Genomic DNA, 16,437 nt, shown 5'->3' with positions numbered 1-16,437 from the left:
TTAATCACCAGCCTCACCAGTCCAGCCGACGCGCCTAAACCAGCGGATATTTCAGCAGTCTCCTAGGCCGCGCGACGCCAGCCCAGGCGGGCGTCGCCCCTAGAGTCCGAGTTCGTCCAGGACGGGCAGCTTCTCCCGAACCCACGCCCGCGCTTCCGTGGCGCTGGGAGCGGACAGTGCCAGCTTGGCCAGCTGCTGCGCTTCCTCGAGCGTGACGGTCTTCAGGACCGCGGCCACGGCAGCGAGGGAGCGGGCCGTCATGGACAGGGTGCTGACGCCAAGGCCGGTCAGGACGACGGCGAGGGCGGGGTCGGCGGCTGCCTCGCCACAGACGCCTACGGGTTTGTTGTTGCCTTCCGCCCGGGAGCCTTCCACTGTCAGTCCCACGAGGCGCAGGACGGCCGGCTGCCACGGGGTGTTGAGGTTGGCGAGCGGGCCGAGCTGGCGGTCCGCGGCCATGGCGTACTGGGTGAGGTCGTTGGTGCCGAGGCTGGCGAAGGCCACCTCCCGAAGGATGGCTTCCGCGGTCAGGGCGGCGGAGGGAACCTCAACCATGACGCCGGGGGTCTTGATGCCCGCATCGGCGCACATCGAGGCAAAGCGTGCGGCTTCTTCTGCGGTGGAGATCATGGGCGCCATGACCCAGACGTCCGCCTCGGACTGCTTTTCCGCCAGGGCGATGGCCTCCAGCTGGCGGTCCAGGACCCCGGGGGTGGTGAAGTCGGTGCGGTAGCCGCGGACGCCAAGGGCCGGATTGGGCTCGGTGGAATCAGTCAGGAACGGAAGCGGCTTGTCCGCGCCGGCATCGAGCGTTCGCAGGACCACTTTCTTGCCCGGGAAGGCATCAAAAACACTCTTGTAGGCTGCGGCCTGCTCTTCGACGCTGGGCTCGGTGTCCCGCTCGAGGAAGCAGAATTCGGTGCGGAACAAGCCCACGCCCTGGGCGCCCAGCTTGGCGGCCGCCTCGGCATCCTTGCCGCCGCCAACATTGGCAAGCAAAGGCACCAGGTGGCCGTCCGCCGTCGCTCCCGTTCCGCTGAAGTCGGCCAGCAGGGACGCGGTGGCAGCCCAGGCTTCCGCAGCTACGCGCAGGGATTCGTCGGGTTCGGAGCTGATGCTGCCGGCGGCGCCGTCCACATAGACTTCGGTGCCGTCGGGGAGCTCGTCCACGCCCACTGCGGCAACAACGGCGGGAAGGCCCAGGGACCGGGCGATGATGGCGGTGTGGGACTGCGGGCCTCCGCCGGCCGTGACGAGTGCCAGGACCTTGTTGGGGTCCAGGGTGGCGGTGTCAGCGGGGGCCAGGTCCTCGGCCACCAGGACGAACGGGGTGCTGGAGGCGGGGATGCCGGGGGCGGGCACGCCCCGCAGTTCTGCAACGATCCGGGCGCGGACGTCCAGGACGTCGGTGGCGCGTTCGGCCATGTAGCCGCCCAGGTTGTGGAGCATCTCTGACACTGAGGAGCCGGACTCCCAGATGGCGCGCTCGCCGGACATGCCGCGTGCCACAAGCTTGGCCGCGCCCTTGATGAGCATGGTGTCCTTGGCCATCAGTGCGGTGGCTTCCAGGACAGCCTTGCCGTCTCCGGTGGCGTGGGCGGCGCGGGCCTTCAGTTCATCGTGCACCGCCTGGGAGGCTGCCTTCAGCGCTGCGGTTGCTTCCTCGGCGGTGGTCCCTGGCGCCAGCTGCTCGCCGGCGGGAGGTTCGCTGATGGGTTTGGGCATCTGCCGGACGGTGCCGATGACGCGGCCTGGGCTGACGCCTACTCCTGGGAAGTTCTGCACTGAAGGTCCTCATTCTCTGCCGGTTGCCAGGCCCGCCCGATATATCCGGCGCCATGCCGGTCCGCCGGAAGACTGCTGCGTCCGGCGGCGTGAAACGTGCCTGAAAAAAATTGTATGTGATTCAGTTCATATAGCAATGCTATAGGTGCTAGGGTAGCGGTTATGAGTTTGGATGGCCAGCTTCCCCCCAAAATGCGGCTGCTCCGTGCTGCCGCGGAGCTGCTGGCAAACTCCGGGGGAGCTCCCGTCTCCACCCGCCAGATCACCCAGCTGGCGGGGGTCACAGCCCCCACGCTGTACCACCACTTCGGTGACAAGGAAGGTCTGTTCGACGCCGTCGTCGCCGCAGGGTTTGAAGAGTATGTTGCGGGCGAAAGGGATTTCGCCCCCTCCGGACAGCCGCTCGAGGATATCCGGAGAATGTGGGACAACCATGTCCAGTTCGGGCTGAACCAGCCGGAGCTGTACCTGGTGATGTTCGGCAACATCCGCCCGGAAAGCCGCCCGGCAATCGTCGCAGATGCCGAGGCGCTCATGGAGGAGATGCTGAACAAGGCAGCGGTGGCGGGCCAGCTGAACGTCCAGCCCAGGGAAGCCGCCAGGTCCATCCTGGCGGCCAACGTGGGCGTGACGCTGATGCTGATTGCGGAGCCCGCCTCCGAACGGAACCTCGAACTGTCCACCATGACCCGGGACGCCATGATCTTTGCGGTGTCCGCCGAGCCCGCCAGCGGCGCGGCTCCGGGCGACGCCGGGAAGTCCTCGGTAGTGGTGGCCGCGATCGCCCTGAACGCCGCACTTCAGGCCTCGCACTCTGACCAGCTTTCAAGCTCGGAACTCAAGCTTTTCCTCGAATGGCTTCACCGCATCTCCACCAGCCCGGCGGGCTGAACCCGCACATTCCGGCAGTACGTCGTCGTAAGTATCGGACCATCCTGCGGAGCCGCAGGAATGACGGTTAGGAAATCACATGGCAACAGAGACAGTTGCAAAACCCCGCACCAGCGCACGCGTGCACGTCCAAAAGTTCGGGACGTTCCTGTCCGGCATGATCATGCCCAACATCGGCGCTTTTATTGCCTGGGGCCTCATTACCGCACTCTTTATTGAAAAGGGATGGTTCCCCGTTCCCCAGCTGGGCGGCTTTGGGGAGACGGACGGGGTGGCGAACACCGGCCTGGTGGGGCCGATGATCACCTACCTGCTGCCGCTCCTGATCGCCTACACCGGTGGCCGGATGGTTTATGACGTCCGCGGCGGCGTTGTCGGTGCCATCGGCACCATGGGCGTGATTGTGGGTGCCGGCATCCCGATGTTCATCGGCGCCATGATCATGGGCCCGCTGGGCGGCTGGACCATGAAGAAGATCGACTCCATCTGGGACGGCAAGATCCGTCCCGGCTTTGAAATGCTGGTCAACAACTTTTCCGCCGGCATCTGGGGTGCCCTGTTGGCCATGCTGGGCTTCTATGGCATCGCCCCCCTGGTTTCGGCGTTCAGCACAGGCGCCGGCAACGTGGTCCAGTTCCTGGTGGACAACGGACTGCTGCCGCTCACCAGCATCTTCATCGAACCGGCCAAGGTGCTCTTCCTGAATAACGCCATCAACCACGGCGTGCTCACCCCGCTGGGTGTCCAGCAGTCGCTGGAGCAGGGAAAGTCCATCCTGTTCCTGCTTGAGGCCAACCCCGGACCCGGCTTTGGCATCCTGCTCGCTTACATGGTGTTTGGCCGCGGTGCCGCCAAGGCGTCCGCCCCGGGTGCCGCCATCATCCACTTCCTCGGCGGTATCCACGAGATCTACTTCCCCTACGTTTTGATGCGCCCGCTGCTGATCCTCGCTGCCATCGCCGGCGGAATGACCGGCATCGCCACCCTGGCCATCACTGGTGCGGGCCTGGTGGCGCCGGCCGCTCCCGGCTCCATTTTCGCCGTACTCGCCCAGACCTCCCGGGACAGCTACCTCGGAGTGATCCTGGCGGTCCTGCTGGCGACGGCCGCCTCCTTCCTGGTGGCCTCGGTCATCATGAAGACCACCAAGCACAGCGATGAGGTGGACCTCAACGATGCCACCTCACGGATGGAGCAGATGAAGGGCAAGAAGAGCTCTGTGGCCTCCACCCTGACGGGCGCCGGGGCAGGTGCTGCCGCGGGCGGCGGTGTTGGCGTCCTGGCCGGGCCGGTGCGCAACATCGTGTTCGCGTGCGACGCCGGCATGGGCTCCAGTGCCATGGGCGCCTCGGTGCTGCGCAACAAGATCAAGGCGGCCGGCTTCCCGGACGTCAAGGTCACCAACGCGGCCATCGCCAACCTTCGCGACGACTACGACGTCGTGATCACCCACCAGGACCTGACGGAACGGGCCAAGCCCGCCACGTCCAGTGCCGTCCACTACTCCGTTGACAACTTCATGAGCAGCCCGCGCTACGACGAAATCGTGGAGCTGGTCAGGGAGAGCAATGCCGAGGGTGGTGTGACAGCGGAAGGTCCGGACGCCGGAGCCGGAACACCCGGCGGGGCATCCGCCTCCGGGCCCGCAACTGCCGCTGCAACAGGGGCAGGGGCTGCCGCGGCCAGCCACGGCGCCCACGCGGCCGACGCCCCCGTGGACGCGGCTCCCGCCGCCGGAACCGCCGGTGCGCCGGAGATCCTGGCCCGTGAGAGCGTGGTGCTGGACGGTTCAGCCACAACACGCGACGCCGCAATCGACGAAGCCGGCAGGCTGCTGCTGGCCCGCGGCGCCGTGGATGAGGGCTACATTGCCGCCATGCACGAGCGCGAGGAATCCGTGTCCACCTACATGGGCAGCTTCCTGGCTATCCCCCACGGCACCAACGCCGCCAAGGACCACATCCGGAAGTCCGCGGTGTCCGTGATCCGCTACCCCCAGGGCATCGACTGGAACGGCAAGCAGGTCAAGTTCGTGGTGGGCGTGGCAGGGGTCAACAACGAGCACCTGCACATCCTGTCCTCCATCGCGAAGGTCTTCACCAGCAAGGAGCAGGTTGCCCGGCTGGAGGCGGCCACCTCGGTGGATGAAGTCCTGGAACTCTTCGGAAAGGTCAATGCATAGTGAAGGCTGTTCATTTCGGGGCCGGAAACATCGGCCGTGGCTTTGTGGGCCTCCTCCTGCATGACGCCGGGTATGAGGTGGTGTTCGCCGACGTGGCGGAGGAACTCATCGCCCAGCTGGCAGCGGCGGACAGCTACTCCGTGCACGAGGTGGGAGAGAACCCTGCAGTGCGGACGGTCAACAACTTCCGGGCGCTGAACTCCACCACGCAGGAAGCGGAACTGATCGAGGAGATTGCGACGGCGGACATCGTGACCACCGCCGTGGGCCCCCATATCCTGAAGTTCGTGGCCCCTGCCATCGCCAAAGGCATCGCGGCGAGGGACGCGGGCCTGGCCCCGCTGCAGGTCATGGCCTGCGAGAACGCCATCAACGCCACGGACATCCTGGCCAAGGAGGTGGCCTCCCAGCCGGGGGCTGCCGCCAGCACGCTGGACGGGAAGGCTGTGTTCGCCAACACCGCCGTGGACCGGATCGTTCCCAACCAGGAAGCCGGACAGGGCCTGGACGTCACCGTGGAGACCTTCTACGAGTGGGTCATCGACCGCACCGCCTTTGCAGGGGCGGCACCGGCCATCCCGGGTGCCACGTTCGTGGACGATCTCTCGCCGTACATCGAGCGGAAGCTGTTCACGGTGAACACCGGCCATGCCTCGGCAGCGTACTTCGGGTTCGAGGCGGGCCTGGAGAAGATCTCCGAGGCCATGGCCGACCAGGACGTGGCCGAGGACGTTCGGGCGGTGCTGGAGGAGACCAAGCAGCTGCTGGTCTCCAAGCACGGCTTCAGCAACGACGAGCAGGAGGCCTATGTCCAGAAGATCCTGGTCCGGTTCTCCAACCCGTACCTTCCTGACACGGTGAACCGGGTGGGCCGCGCTCCGCTGCGGAAGCTGAGCCGGCATGAACGGTTCATCGGTCCGGCCGCTGAACTGGCGGAACGGGGCATTGTGCCGGAGGCGCTCCTGGGCGCCATCGCCGCGGCCCTGCGTTTCACCGATCCGGCCGACGCCGAGGCAACGGAGCTGGCCGGCATCCTGGCCTCCTCCAGTCCGGCGGACGCCACTGCCCGCATCACCGGGCTGGAGCCCGAGCATCCACTGTTCAACGCGGTGGCAACCCTGGTGGAGGAGCGGCAGGCGGAGGCGGCCAAGGCCCCGGCCTAAACCCTCCCGTACTGACTGCGACCCTCTTGCACTTGCTGCAGCCTTTCCGGGGACCCTCTCGCAGTTGATGCGGCTTTTTCCCCAACCCTCCTGCAAACGCACGACGCCGGCACTCACCTGAGTGCCGGCGTCGTGCGTTGTGATGTCCCCCACTTGTGACGGAATACTGCCCCTCCCGCTTTGAAGTTAGCATTCCCTTACTTATAGGCTCTGGGCTATTAGGCAACAAACTTGTGACGTATTATCCGAGCGGAGAACAAAGTGAAGAAGAGGCTGTCGAGCTACCTGGGGGCACTTACGGCGGGAGCGGCGCTACTGACCGTGACGGCGTGCGGCGGGAGCGCGACGGCGACGCCCGCTGGTGAGGCGGCCACCATCACCGTGGAACATGCCCAGGGCAGCACCGCCAACGTTCCCGTCAACCCGGAGAGGGTCTTCACGTTCGACCTCGGAGTCCTGGACACCCTTGACGCGCTGGGCGTTGAGCCCGCCGGCGTGCCCGAGGCTGCCTACCCGGACGCGCTCAACAAGTACGCCGACGCGAAGTACACCAAAATCGGTTCCCTGAAGGAGCCCGACTTCGAAGCCGTCAGCGCCGGCGACCCCGACCTCATCATCATCTCCGGCCGGACCGCCGGAGCCTACGAGGAACTGAGCAAGATCGCCCCCACCATCGACCTGTCCATCGACGCCGCCGGGCCGATGGAAAGCTTCAAGGAGCAGGCCGGGAAGCTGGGAACCATCTTCGGCAAGTCCGCCGAGGTGGAGGAGAAGCTGGGCGCGGTGGACGCCACCATCAAAGAGACCAAAACCAAGGCGGCCGGCGCCGGGAAGGGTCTCATTGTCCTGACGTCCGGCGGCGAGGTCACCGCCTACGGCGCAGGCTCCAGGTTCGGCATCATCCACGACGTCCTGGGCGTCCCCGCCGCGGCAGACGTCAAGGTTGAGGGCAGCCACGGCGAGGCTGTGTCCTTCGAGTACATCAAGCAGGTCAACCCGGACATCCTGTATGTCATCAACCGCGACACCGCGGTGGGCACCGAAGGCGCCGACGCCAACCCCATCCTGGACAACGAACTCGTCCGGTCCACCAACGCCGTCCAGAACAACAAGGTCATCAACCTTGACCCTGCCGGCTGGTACATCGTGGGCTACGGCCTCAGCAACGTCGAAGCAATGGTGGACGCCGTTGCCGACTCCGTGGCCTAGAGCCTCCAATCCGGGCTCCACACACCGATGACCGCCACCGCCGTGCGCCCGCTTGCGCCGGCAACCCGCAGCCGGGCCCGCCACAGTGCCGGCCTGGCTGCGGCCGCAACTGCCGTCCTTGCCCTTGCCATCGCCAGCATGTTCGTGGGCGTCAGCGACGTCTCCCTGCCGGGCCTTTTATCCGGCGATCCCGCGACGACTGACGTTTTTTGGATTTCCCGCGTTCCCAGGACACTTGCCGTGGTCCTGGCCGGGATGGCGGTGGCGGTTGCCGGGCTCATCATGCAGCTCATGGCCCGCAATCGCTTCGTGGAGCCCTCCACCGTAGGTACTGTCGAGTCCGCCACCCTGGGAATCCTGGTAGTGACGGTTTTCGCACCGCAGGCCCCGGTGCTGGCCAAAATGCTGGTGGCCAGCACCTTCGCGATGCTGGGGACGGCCCTTTTCCTGGCCATCCTGCGCCGCCTGCCGGCCCGCAACACCCTCCTCATCCCGCTGGTGGGCATCATGCTGGGCGGGGTGATTGCCGCCGTCACCACCTTCTTTGCCTACCGCTATGACCTGCTGCAGACCTTGAGTAACTGGATGATCGGCGACTTCTCCGGTGTCCTCCGGGGCCGGTATGAGCTGCTGTGGATTGTCGCCCTCCTGATGCTCCTGGGGCTGCTGGCCGCGGACCGGTTCACGGTGGCCGGGATGGGGCAGGACTTCACCACCAACCTGGGCCTGAACTACGGCAGGACCATGCAGCTGGGGCTCATCATCGTCTCGCTGATCTCTGCCGTGGTGGTCACCACCGTGGGGGCCGTACCCTTCCTGGGACTCGTGGTGCCCAACATCGTGTCCCTCATCTTCGGCGACAACCTCCGCCGTGCCGTTCCGTGGACAGCACTGTTCGGCGCCGCCTTCGTGCTGGTGTGCGACATCATCGGCCGCACCATCCGCTACCCCTACGAGGTCCCGGTGGGCATGGTGATGTCCGTGCTGGGCGCTGTCCTGTTCCTCGTCCTGATCCTGAGGAAACGCAATGCCTGAGAGCACAACACTGCGGCCGCCGGAAAATCCTGCCGACGCCCAGCGGCCGGCCGCAGTGCAGCGCCCGGTTCCCCGGAAACTCAAAGCCGCCATCCGCAATGCCCCGCCCCGCATGGTGGCAGGCATCCTGCTCGCGGTGGCTGCCGCCGTCGTCTGCTTCTTCCTGTTTTTCGACCTGAAGGGCAACGTGGGCTACATCCTGCCGCGCCGGGCCATCAAGCTGGCCGCCATGCTGCTGGTGGCCGTTGCCGTGGGCGTATCCACGCTCCTGTTCCAGACCGTCACGGCCAACCGCATCCTGACGCCGTCCATCATGGGCTTCGATTCGCTGTACATCCTGGTCCAGACGGTGCTGGCATTCACCCTCGGAGCCGCCGCAGTGGTGGCCGCTCCGCCCACGCTGCAGTTCGGCGTCGAAGTGCTGCTGATGGTGGCGTTCAGTGCGCTGCTGTACCGCTGGATGTTTACCGGTGCCACCCGTTCGCTGCATCTTCTCCTGCTGGTGGGGGTGGTCCTCGGCAGCCTCTTCCGCGGCCTGTCCTCCCTGCTGCAGCGGCTCATGGAACCCAGCGAGTTCATCATCCTCCAGGACCTGTTCTTCGCAAGCTTCAACAACGTGGATCCGGCACTGCTGGGTTTCTCGGCGGTGATTGTTGCGGCTGTCTGTGCTGTGGTGTGGCGGGCACGGCACACGCTGGACGTGCTGGCGCTGGGGCGGGACGTAGCCATCAACGTGGGCGTCGACCACCGGAAGGTGGTGATGCGCGTGCTGCTGGGATGCTCGCTGCTCGTGGCCGTGTCCACCGCGCTGGTGGGGCCCGTGACGTTCTTCGGCCTGTTGGTGGTGAGCCTGGGCTACCAGTTGTGCCGCGGGTTCAGCCATGCCTGGCTGCTGCCCATCGTGGTGCTGATCGGCGCTGCGGCCCTGGTGGGCGGGCAGCTGCTGCTGGAGCAGGTGTTCGGCTTCAGCACCGCCCTGAGCGTGGTCATCGAGTTCGCGGGCGGCATCCTGTTCCTCTACCTCCTTTTGAAAGGCTCCCTGAAATGACCCGCCCAACTCCTGACATCATGGCCGGGGGAGTCCGGCCATGATCGACGTCCGGAACGTCTCCAAGACCTACGGCGGCCAGGCCGTCCTGGACGGCGTCAGCTGCGTCATTCCCGCCGGTGGCATCACCTCCATCATCGGCCCCAACGGGGCAGGGAAATCCACGCTGCTCTCGCTCATCAGCAGGCTCCAGCCCCTTGAGTCCGGTTCCGTCTCCGTTGCCGGGCTGGATGTCGCAGCCACGGACAGCCGGGAACTCGCCCGGACCATGGCCATCCTGCGGCAGGAGAACCACCTCACCATGCGCCTCACGGTCCGGGATCTCGTGGCCTTCGGGCGGTTCCCGCACTCCGGCGGCCGGCCCACCGTGGAGGACCTGGCCAAGGTGGAGGAGGCGATCGGCCACTTGGACCTGACCCCCATGGCGGACAAGTTCGTGGACGAGCTCTCGGGCGGCCAGCGCCAGCGGGCCTTCATTGCCATGGTGCTCGCGCAGGACACCCGCTACCTGCTGCTCGATGAACCGCTGAACAACCTGGACATGAAGCACTCCGTGGAGATGATGCGGCTCCTCCGGCGCCTGGCTGATGAGTTCGGGAAGACAATCGTCCTGGTGGTCCACGACATCAACTTCGCATCCTGCTATTCGGACACCATCCTGGCCATGAAGGACGGGCGGCTTGTCCACCAGGGCAGCCCCCGGCAGATCATGCAGCAGGCCATGCTCCGCGACGTCTACGACATCGACATCCGCATCGAGGACATCGATGGCAACCGGATCGGCGTCTACTTCGCCTGACCAGCAGCTGCGGCCCCGGTGAGCACTGAGCCCACGTACCGCATCACCAGGGATCCGGCTATCAGCGCCGCGGAGAACGGCAGGAAGAACAGGGTGACCAGCTGGAACACCACACTGAGGAGCGCGCCCACTGCCTGCGAGTAGGACGGCCCCAACTGCAGCGACTGGAGGATCTGGGGAGCAAGGATGACCGCGACCGCGCCGGCCGCACCAATGATGATTCCTGCCCGCAGGGTTGTTTTCGGCAGGGCTGACAAAGTTTTCTGATCCATGGCGGACCTCCCCCAATCAGGTAATTCATTCCAACGCTGGTCCCCCAGCCAAACATGGGGCGCGGCTGAAGGCAAGGACGCAGACGAGGCCGTGGAATGCTGGTTCAGTGACAACGAAACCCACTCCTTCCAGTACCCCGCCCTTTTTGCTGACTGCCGGCGTCGGCAGTGGAACCTTCCGCCTCCGCCCCGCCACACGCGGAGATCTGCCTGCCATCGTGGAGCTCCTTGCGGACGATTCAATGGGTGCCGCGCGCGAAAGCGAGGGGGACATGGAACCGTATGAGCGGGCCTTTGAAGCGATCGACGCCGACCCCCGCCACCTGCTCGTCGTGGGGGAGCTGGTGCCTCAAGGGTCAGCGGACAGCCACGTGGTGGCCACCTTCCAGGTCAGCTTCCTGCCCGGCATCTCGCGGCGCGGCGCCTGGCGCTCGCAGATCGAGGGCGTTCGGGTGGCGGCCGGCGTCCGGGGCCAGGGCCTCGGCAACCTCATGATGCAGTGGGCCATCGACGAGTCCCGGCGCCGCGGCTGCACACTGATGCAGCTGACCACCCACAAATCGCGGACGGTTGCGCACCGTTTCTATGGGAGCCTCGGCTTCACGGCGGACCACGAAGGCATGAAGCTTCCGCTCTGACCGCTGCACCCACAAACGGGCACTGCACCCGGGAGTTCCGGGGTGCAGTGCCCGTTGAAGGGTGTAGAACGGAGGCGGGCGCTAGGCCTTCTTCGAGCCCTTGGCCACGAACAGCGTTTCGGCCTGCTCCAGGGACATCCCGTTGGTCTCCGGCACCTTGAACATCACGAAGAAGAAGGACGCGGCGGCGAACAGGGCGTACACGGCGTAGGTGAGCGGCAGCGAGCCGGCCGCCATCACCGGGAAGCTGAGCGTGATCACAAAGTTGGCCACCCACTGGGCTGCCGCGGCCAGGCCCAGGGCCCGGGCACGGATCCGGGACGGGAAGATCTCACCCAGCAGCACCCACACCAGCGGACCCCACGAGGCGCCGAAGCTGACCACAAAGACGTTGGCCGCCACCAGTGCCACCGGCCCCCAGGCGCCGGGCAGGGAAATATCCTCACCGGAACCAACGGCGGTGGAGAAGGCCACGGCCATGGCACCCAGGGACACGGCCATGCCCACGGAGCCGGCCAGCAGGATGGGCCGGCGCCCGATGCGGTCCACCAGGGCAATCGCCACCAGCGTGACCAGGATGTTGGTGACGGACGTGGCCACGGAGATGGTGAGCGAGTCCTTCTCCTGGAAGCCCACGGCCTTCCAGAGGGTGGTGGAGTAGTAGAAGATCACGTTGATGCCCACGAACTGCTGCAGGACGGACAGGATGATGCCCACCCACACCACTGCCTGCAGGCCGAACGTCTTGCCGCGCACCGAGCCCTTTTGGCCGGCCAGCTTGTCCTCCTCGATGGCATCCCGGATCTCGCGGATGTGGCGGTCCGTTTCTCCGGCGGGGACGATGGAGTCGAAGACCTTCCGCGCTTCCTCTTCCTTGCCCTGGAACACCAGGAAGCGCGGCGATTCGGGAAGGGTAAAGGCGATCCAGCCGTACACCACCGCGGGCAGGGCCGCGGCCAGGAACATCCAGCGCCACGCCTCGATCCCCAGCCAGTAGGCCTGGTCGGCGCCGCCGGCGCTGGTTGCCAGGAGCGCGTCGGACAGCAGCGCGGCAAAGATGCCTGTGGTGATGGCCAGCTGCTGCAGCGAGGCCAGGCGGCCGCGGACGTGCCGCGGCGAAATTTCGGAGATGTAGGCGGGGGCAATGACCGAGGCGAGGCCGATTCCCAGCCCGCCCACCAGCCGCCAGAAGACCAGGTCCCAGACGCCGAAGGCGAAGCCCGTGCCCAGGGCGCTGACCAGGAAGAGCAGCGCACCCAGCTTCATGGCAGGGATGCGCCCGTAGTGGTCTGCCACCTTGCCAGCGAGGTAGGCGCCGGCAGCGCAGCCAAGCAGCGCGACGGCCACCGCGAAGCCGGTCACGGCCTCTGACAGGGCGAACTCGTCCTTCATGGCATCCACGGCGCCGTTGACCACCGACGAATCGAAGCCAAACAGGAATCCGCCCACCGCACCCGCGAGCGCCAGCCAGATCACCCGCTGCGGTATTTGGGCGGTTGTCTGCTCCTGTGCAGTGGGCATGGGTCTCCCTAGGTCTGGGTTTTGGTGGATGCGGTGCGGACGTCGTCGGCTGCGGAACCGGCCCTGGGCCGGCGCACACGCGTTACACAGTGTTCCATGCCACGGAGCGTCGTTCCAGTTGGCCGGGCCTGCTTGTCCGCAAACAGGGGACGACGACGGCGGGAGGCGCCGCCGTCGTCGTCCTGAGGCGTGGAGCGGGGCGGCTTAGTGGGCCGACACCGACTCCTGGGAGGCCGCCTTTGAGTCCGTGAGCTTCTTGTTGGGCAGCGCAAAACTGATCAGGAACGCGACGCCGGTGAGCACGGCCGCCGTGAGCATGACGGCGTCGATGGCGTACGCGAAGCCCTCCGTGATGGGGCGCGTCAGGGTGCTGTTGGCTGTGTGGAGCCAGCTGGTGTCATTGAGGGATTCGTTGGAGGCGCCGTTCTGGAAGAACTCGTACAGCTTGGCGTTGGCCGGGTCCGTTGCGACGGCCGGGTCCTTCAGGACGGCCTGGTACTCCGGGCTTCCCATTGCCGACTTCATGGTGTCGGCAATCCGGGACGCCGCCAAACTGAACAGCATGGAGATGAACACGGCCGTGCCCACGGCGCCGCCCATCGAGCGGAAGAACGCAGCCGAGGAAGTGCCCACGCCCATGTCGCGGCGCGGCACGGACACCTGCATGGCCAGGGTGAGCGGCTGCATGCAGAAGCCCAGGCCCATTCCGAAGAACACCGCGATCACGCCGGGAACCCAGAGGCCCGTGTCCACGCCCAGGGAGAGCCCCATGGCGGTGGCGGCCGCCGTGAGGATGGCCGTGCCCATGATGGGGAAGATCCGGTACGTGCCGGACGCCGAGATGGTGCGGCCCGCCGTGATGGAGCCGGTGAGGATGCCCACGGTGAAGGTGATCATCATCAGGCCCGCTTCCGTGGGCGTGAGGCCCTTCACCAGCTGCAGGTACAGCGGGAGCATGGCGATGGCCCCGAACATGCCGATGCCGATGATGAAGTTCAGCAGCGAGGACAGGCCGAACGTGACGTTCCGGAAGAGGCGCAGGGGAATGAGGGCGTAATCGCCGGCACGTTTCTCGGCCAGCAGGAACCAGGCGATGCCCACCACCCCCAGGCCATAGCAGAGGAAGGAGTTGAAGGACGCCCAGCCCCAGCTGCGGCCCTGCTCCGCCACCAGCAGCAGCGGCACGATGGCCAGCGTGATGGCCGCCGCGCCAAAGTAGTCGATCTTCTGCTTCACGTGCTTGGCGGGCAGGTGCAGGAACAGGAACACCACGGTGAGCGCGGCCAGGCCGATGGGCAGGTTGATGAAGAACACCCACCGCCAGCCTTCAAAACCGAGGATGGTGGCGGAACCGGCAAACGCGCCGCCCACCACCGGGCCCAGCACGGAGGAGACACCGAACACGGACATGAAGTAGCCCTGGTACTTTGCCCGGTCCTTGAGCGAGACAAGGTCCCCGATGATGGTCAGCGCGAGGGCCAGCAGGCCGCCCGCCCCGAGCCCCTGGACACCGCGGGCCAGCGCCAGCTCGGTCATGGAGTGCACCGACCCTGCGTACAGCGAGCCCGCCAGGAAGATCACGATGGCGGTCAGGTACAGCGGGCGGCGGCCGAAAATGTCGCTCAGCTTGCCATACAGCGGGGTGCTGACCGTGGAAGTGATCAGGTAGGCAGTGGTTGCCCAGGCCTGGAGCGAGAGCCCGTCCAGGTCGTTGGCGATGGTGTAGATGGACGTGGACACGATGGTCTGGTCCAGCGATGCCAGGAACATGCCCAGCATCAGGCCCACCATCACGGTGACGATCTGGCGCTGTGTCAGGGTTTCTCCGGCGGCGCGCGCGGCGGGTGCTGTGGACATGGGTACTCCAGGGGGAAGGAAAGGGATCACGCGTTGATAGTTGCTTTCAGTAACTATCCTAGGTGCAGTCCTATTCCTCCCTACGGAGAATTCTTCCGGGCCGGACTTACCGCTCCACGAGGATCCCGTCCGGGTCGCACCAGATCAGGGACCCGGGGCGGATGGTCACGCCGTCGATCTCCACGTCAACATCCACCTCGCCGGCGCCGGCCTTGGCGCTCTTGCGGGGGTTGCTGCCCAGGGCCTTCACGCCAAGGTCCAGTGCGGCGATTGCCTGACGGTCGCGGATTGCGCCGTTGATGACGACGCCGGCCCAGCCGTTGGCCACGGCGCTTTCGGCGATCATGTCCCCCATCAGGGCGGTGCCCAGCGAGCCTGCGCCGTCCACCACCAGCACGTTGCCGTTGCCGGGCGTGGCCAGCGTGGACTTCACCAGGGCGTTGTCCTGGAAGCAACGGATGGTCCGCACCTGTCCGCTGAAGTGGGAGCGGCCGCCCAGGTTCTGGAACTGCAGCGACACGGACGCCAGCTCGTCTCCGCGTTCGTCGTACAGGTCCGCGGTGTTGACGGCGGCGGTGCCCTCCGCCGGCGTTGGCGCTGCGCTCATGGTGTTCTCCTCGGTGCTCGTGGCCATCCTGGTGACTGCGGCCGTCTTACAAGGCGGCCCGGTATCGCCCACGATAGTCTGACTCCGTCGCCATTTAGCCGCAGCCGGGGGAAACCAGCCATGAGCCAGTCCAACACGCCGGTCCCGCCGGACCTTCCGCGGACCACGACGGCGGCGCTCGCCGAACCCACGCAGCGGGTCAGCCCGCGGTGGGTCACCGGCCTGGTGCTGGTCAACGTGGGCATCAACGCCGCGTTCTTCGGACCCATCAATATCTTTATCGCCCAGCAGGCCATTGGCATCGACGAAGCCAACAAAGAAGCCATCGCCTCCCTCGTACTTGGGTGCGGGGCCGCCGTATCCTTGGTTGCCAATCCGCTCTTCGGTGCGCTGTCCGACCGGACGGTCTCGGGTTTCGGCCGGCGTTCCCCCTGGGTCCTGGCGGGTGCCATTCTGGCCACGGCAGCGTTGCTGGCAATGTCCGGGGCCACGGCTGTTGCCCTGATGGTCCTGTTCTGGTGCCTGGTGCAGCTGGGCGCCAACGCGGCCTATGCGGCCATCACCGCCGCCATTCCGGACCGCGTGCCGGTGCTGCAGCGCGGTGGCGTGGGGGGACTGGCGGCCCTGGGCCAGACGGTGGGGATCCTCCTCGGCGCGGTCTTCGGGGCGGTGGTTTCCGGCAACTTCATGGTGGGTTACTGGCTGTGCGCGGCCGCCCTGCTGCTCTCCGTGCTGCCCTACCTGTTCCACCGGAATGACCCGACGCTGCCCAGGGAGCTGCGCCCGCTGTTCTCGTGGGGCAATTTCCTTCGCGGCTTCTGGATCAGCCCGGCCCGCCACCCGGACTTCGCGTGGGCCTGGCTTACCCGCTTCCTGGTCAACGTCTGCAACCAGCTGACCATTGTGTACCTGATCTTTTTCCTCGCAGACGTCATCAAGCATGAGAACCCGGCGCTGGGGGTTCTGACCCTTACCGGCATTTATGCGGTGTTGGTGATGATTACTGCGGTGATCGCGGGGCCATGGAGCGACCGGGTGGGCAAGCGCAAGCCATTCGTGATCGCCTCCTCGGTCATGATCGCCATGGCAGGCCTCACCATGGCGTTCTTCCCCGTGTGGACCGGCGCCCTGGTTGGGGCCGGCATCCTGGGCATCGGTTACGGTGCCTACCAGGCCGTTGACTTCGCCCTGCTGACGCAGGTGCTCCCGCAGGCCGCGGACCGTGGCAAGGATATGGGGGTCATTAACGTGGCCGCCTCGCTGCCGCAAGTGTTCGCGACGGGCCTCGCTTTCCTCGCGGTGACGCAATTCGGCGGGTACGGCACGCTCTTCACCACGGCGGCCGTCATTGGCCTGCTGGGTGCCGTCTTTGTGGTGAAGATCAAGAGCGTCCGCTGACCTGCCGGGCGCCCGAAACTAAGGCCGCTGAC

Annotated in this window: 14 protein-coding genes; 9 read left to right on the top strand and 5 right to left on the bottom strand. The window is 66.3% G+C overall.

Going from position 1 to position 16,437, the window contains the following annotated elements:
• Positions 1–99: 99 nt before the first annotated feature.
• Positions 100–1,785, bottom strand: a complete 1,686-nt coding sequence (ptsP, locus tag IEX33_RS19200; RefSeq protein WP_188732471.1) for a phosphoenolpyruvate--protein phosphotransferase — start codon at positions 1,783–1,785, stop codon at positions 100–102.
• A 162-nt stretch (positions 1,786–1,947) separates the two neighbouring features.
• Here ptsP and IEX33_RS19195 point away from each other — a divergent pair, with 162 nt between their 5' ends.
• From IEX33_RS19195 to IEX33_RS19165, 7 genes are all read left to right on the top strand, one after another.
• Positions 1,948–2,676, top strand: coding sequence for a TetR/AcrR family transcriptional regulator (locus IEX33_RS19195; RefSeq protein WP_174177640.1), 729 nt, complete (start codon positions 1,948–1,950; stop codon positions 2,674–2,676).
• Positions 2,677–2,755: 79 nt separating this feature from the next.
• Positions 2,756–4,858, top strand: coding sequence for a PTS mannitol transporter subunit IICBA (locus IEX33_RS19190; RefSeq protein ID WP_188732470.1), 2,103 nt, complete (start codon positions 2,756–2,758; stop codon positions 4,856–4,858).
• Positions 4,858–6,021: a mannitol-1-phosphate 5-dehydrogenase gene (locus tag IEX33_RS19185; RefSeq protein ID WP_188732469.1), complete on the top strand. Its 1,164-nt coding sequence runs from the start codon at positions 4,858–4,860 to the stop codon at positions 6,019–6,021. Before IEX33_RS19190 ends, IEX33_RS19185 begins: the two co-directional genes overlap by 1 nt.
• A 261-nt stretch (positions 6,022–6,282) precedes the next feature.
• Positions 6,283–7,230 carry a siderophore ABC transporter substrate-binding protein gene (locus tag IEX33_RS19180; protein ID WP_188732468.1) on the top strand — a complete coding sequence of 316 codons (948 nt, stop codon included), beginning with the start codon at positions 6,283–6,285 and terminating at the stop codon, positions 7,228–7,230.
• A gap of 27 nt (positions 7,231–7,257) precedes the next feature.
• Positions 7,258–8,265 (top strand): ABC transporter permease, encoded by a 1,008-nt coding sequence (locus IEX33_RS19175; protein WP_188732467.1) that lies wholly within the window; start codon positions 7,258–7,260, stop codon positions 8,263–8,265.
• Positions 8,258–9,313, top strand: coding sequence for an iron chelate uptake ABC transporter family permease subunit (locus tag IEX33_RS19170; protein ID WP_308422000.1), 1,056 nt, complete (start codon positions 8,258–8,260; stop codon positions 9,311–9,313). Before IEX33_RS19175 ends, IEX33_RS19170 begins: the two co-directional genes overlap by 8 nt.
• A 40-nt stretch (positions 9,314–9,353) precedes the next feature.
• Entirely contained in the window at positions 9,354–10,112 is a 759-nt protein-coding gene (locus IEX33_RS19165; protein WP_188732466.1) for an iron ABC transporter ATP-binding protein, read from the top strand.
• On the opposite strand, the gene IEX33_RS19160 is transcribed toward IEX33_RS19165, so the two are convergent.
• Positions 10,100–10,384 (bottom strand): hypothetical protein, encoded by a 285-nt coding sequence (locus tag IEX33_RS19160; RefSeq protein ID WP_066272386.1) that lies wholly within the window; start codon positions 10,382–10,384, stop codon positions 10,100–10,102. The two genes, IEX33_RS19165 and IEX33_RS19160, sit on opposite strands and share 13 nt — an antisense overlap.
• 146 nt (positions 10,385–10,530) lie before the next feature.
• Here IEX33_RS19160 and IEX33_RS19155 point away from each other — a divergent pair, with 146 nt between their 5' ends.
• Positions 10,531–11,022 (top strand): GNAT family N-acetyltransferase, encoded by a 492-nt coding sequence (locus IEX33_RS19155; protein WP_188732473.1) that lies wholly within the window; start codon positions 10,531–10,533, stop codon positions 11,020–11,022.
• A gap of 81 nt (positions 11,023–11,103) precedes the next feature.
• On the opposite strand, the gene IEX33_RS19150 is transcribed toward IEX33_RS19155, so the two are convergent.
• The 3 genes from IEX33_RS19150 to rraA all read right to left on the bottom strand — a co-directional run bounded on the left by IEX33_RS19150 (position 11,104) and on the right by rraA (position 15,007).
• Positions 11,104–12,543 carry a sugar porter family MFS transporter gene (locus tag IEX33_RS19150; protein ID WP_188732465.1) on the bottom strand — a complete coding sequence of 480 codons (1,440 nt, stop codon included), beginning with the start codon at positions 12,541–12,543 and terminating at the stop codon, positions 11,104–11,106.
• A gap of 204 nt (positions 12,544–12,747) precedes the next feature.
• Entirely contained in the window at positions 12,748–14,400 is a 1,653-nt protein-coding gene (locus tag IEX33_RS19145; protein ID WP_188732464.1) for an MDR family MFS transporter, read from the bottom strand.
• A gap of 106 nt (positions 14,401–14,506) precedes the next feature.
• On the bottom strand, positions 14,507–15,007 hold the full coding sequence (gene rraA / locus IEX33_RS19140; protein ID WP_188732463.1) for a ribonuclease E activity regulator RraA: 501 nt from the start codon (positions 15,005–15,007) through the stop codon (positions 14,507–14,509).
• A 120-nt stretch (positions 15,008–15,127) separates the two neighbouring features.
• Between rraA and IEX33_RS19135 the strand changes: the two genes are divergently transcribed.
• Positions 15,128–16,405, top strand: coding sequence for an MFS transporter (locus IEX33_RS19135; RefSeq protein WP_188732462.1), 1,278 nt, complete (start codon positions 15,128–15,130; stop codon positions 16,403–16,405).
• Positions 16,406–16,437 lie beyond the last annotated feature (32 nt).

Source organism: Pseudarthrobacter scleromae (assembly GCF_014644515.1).
Lineage (GTDB): Bacteria > Actinomycetota > Actinomycetes > Actinomycetales > Micrococcaceae > Arthrobacter > Arthrobacter scleromae.
This window is presented reverse-complemented; position numbering and strand designations above follow the sequence as displayed.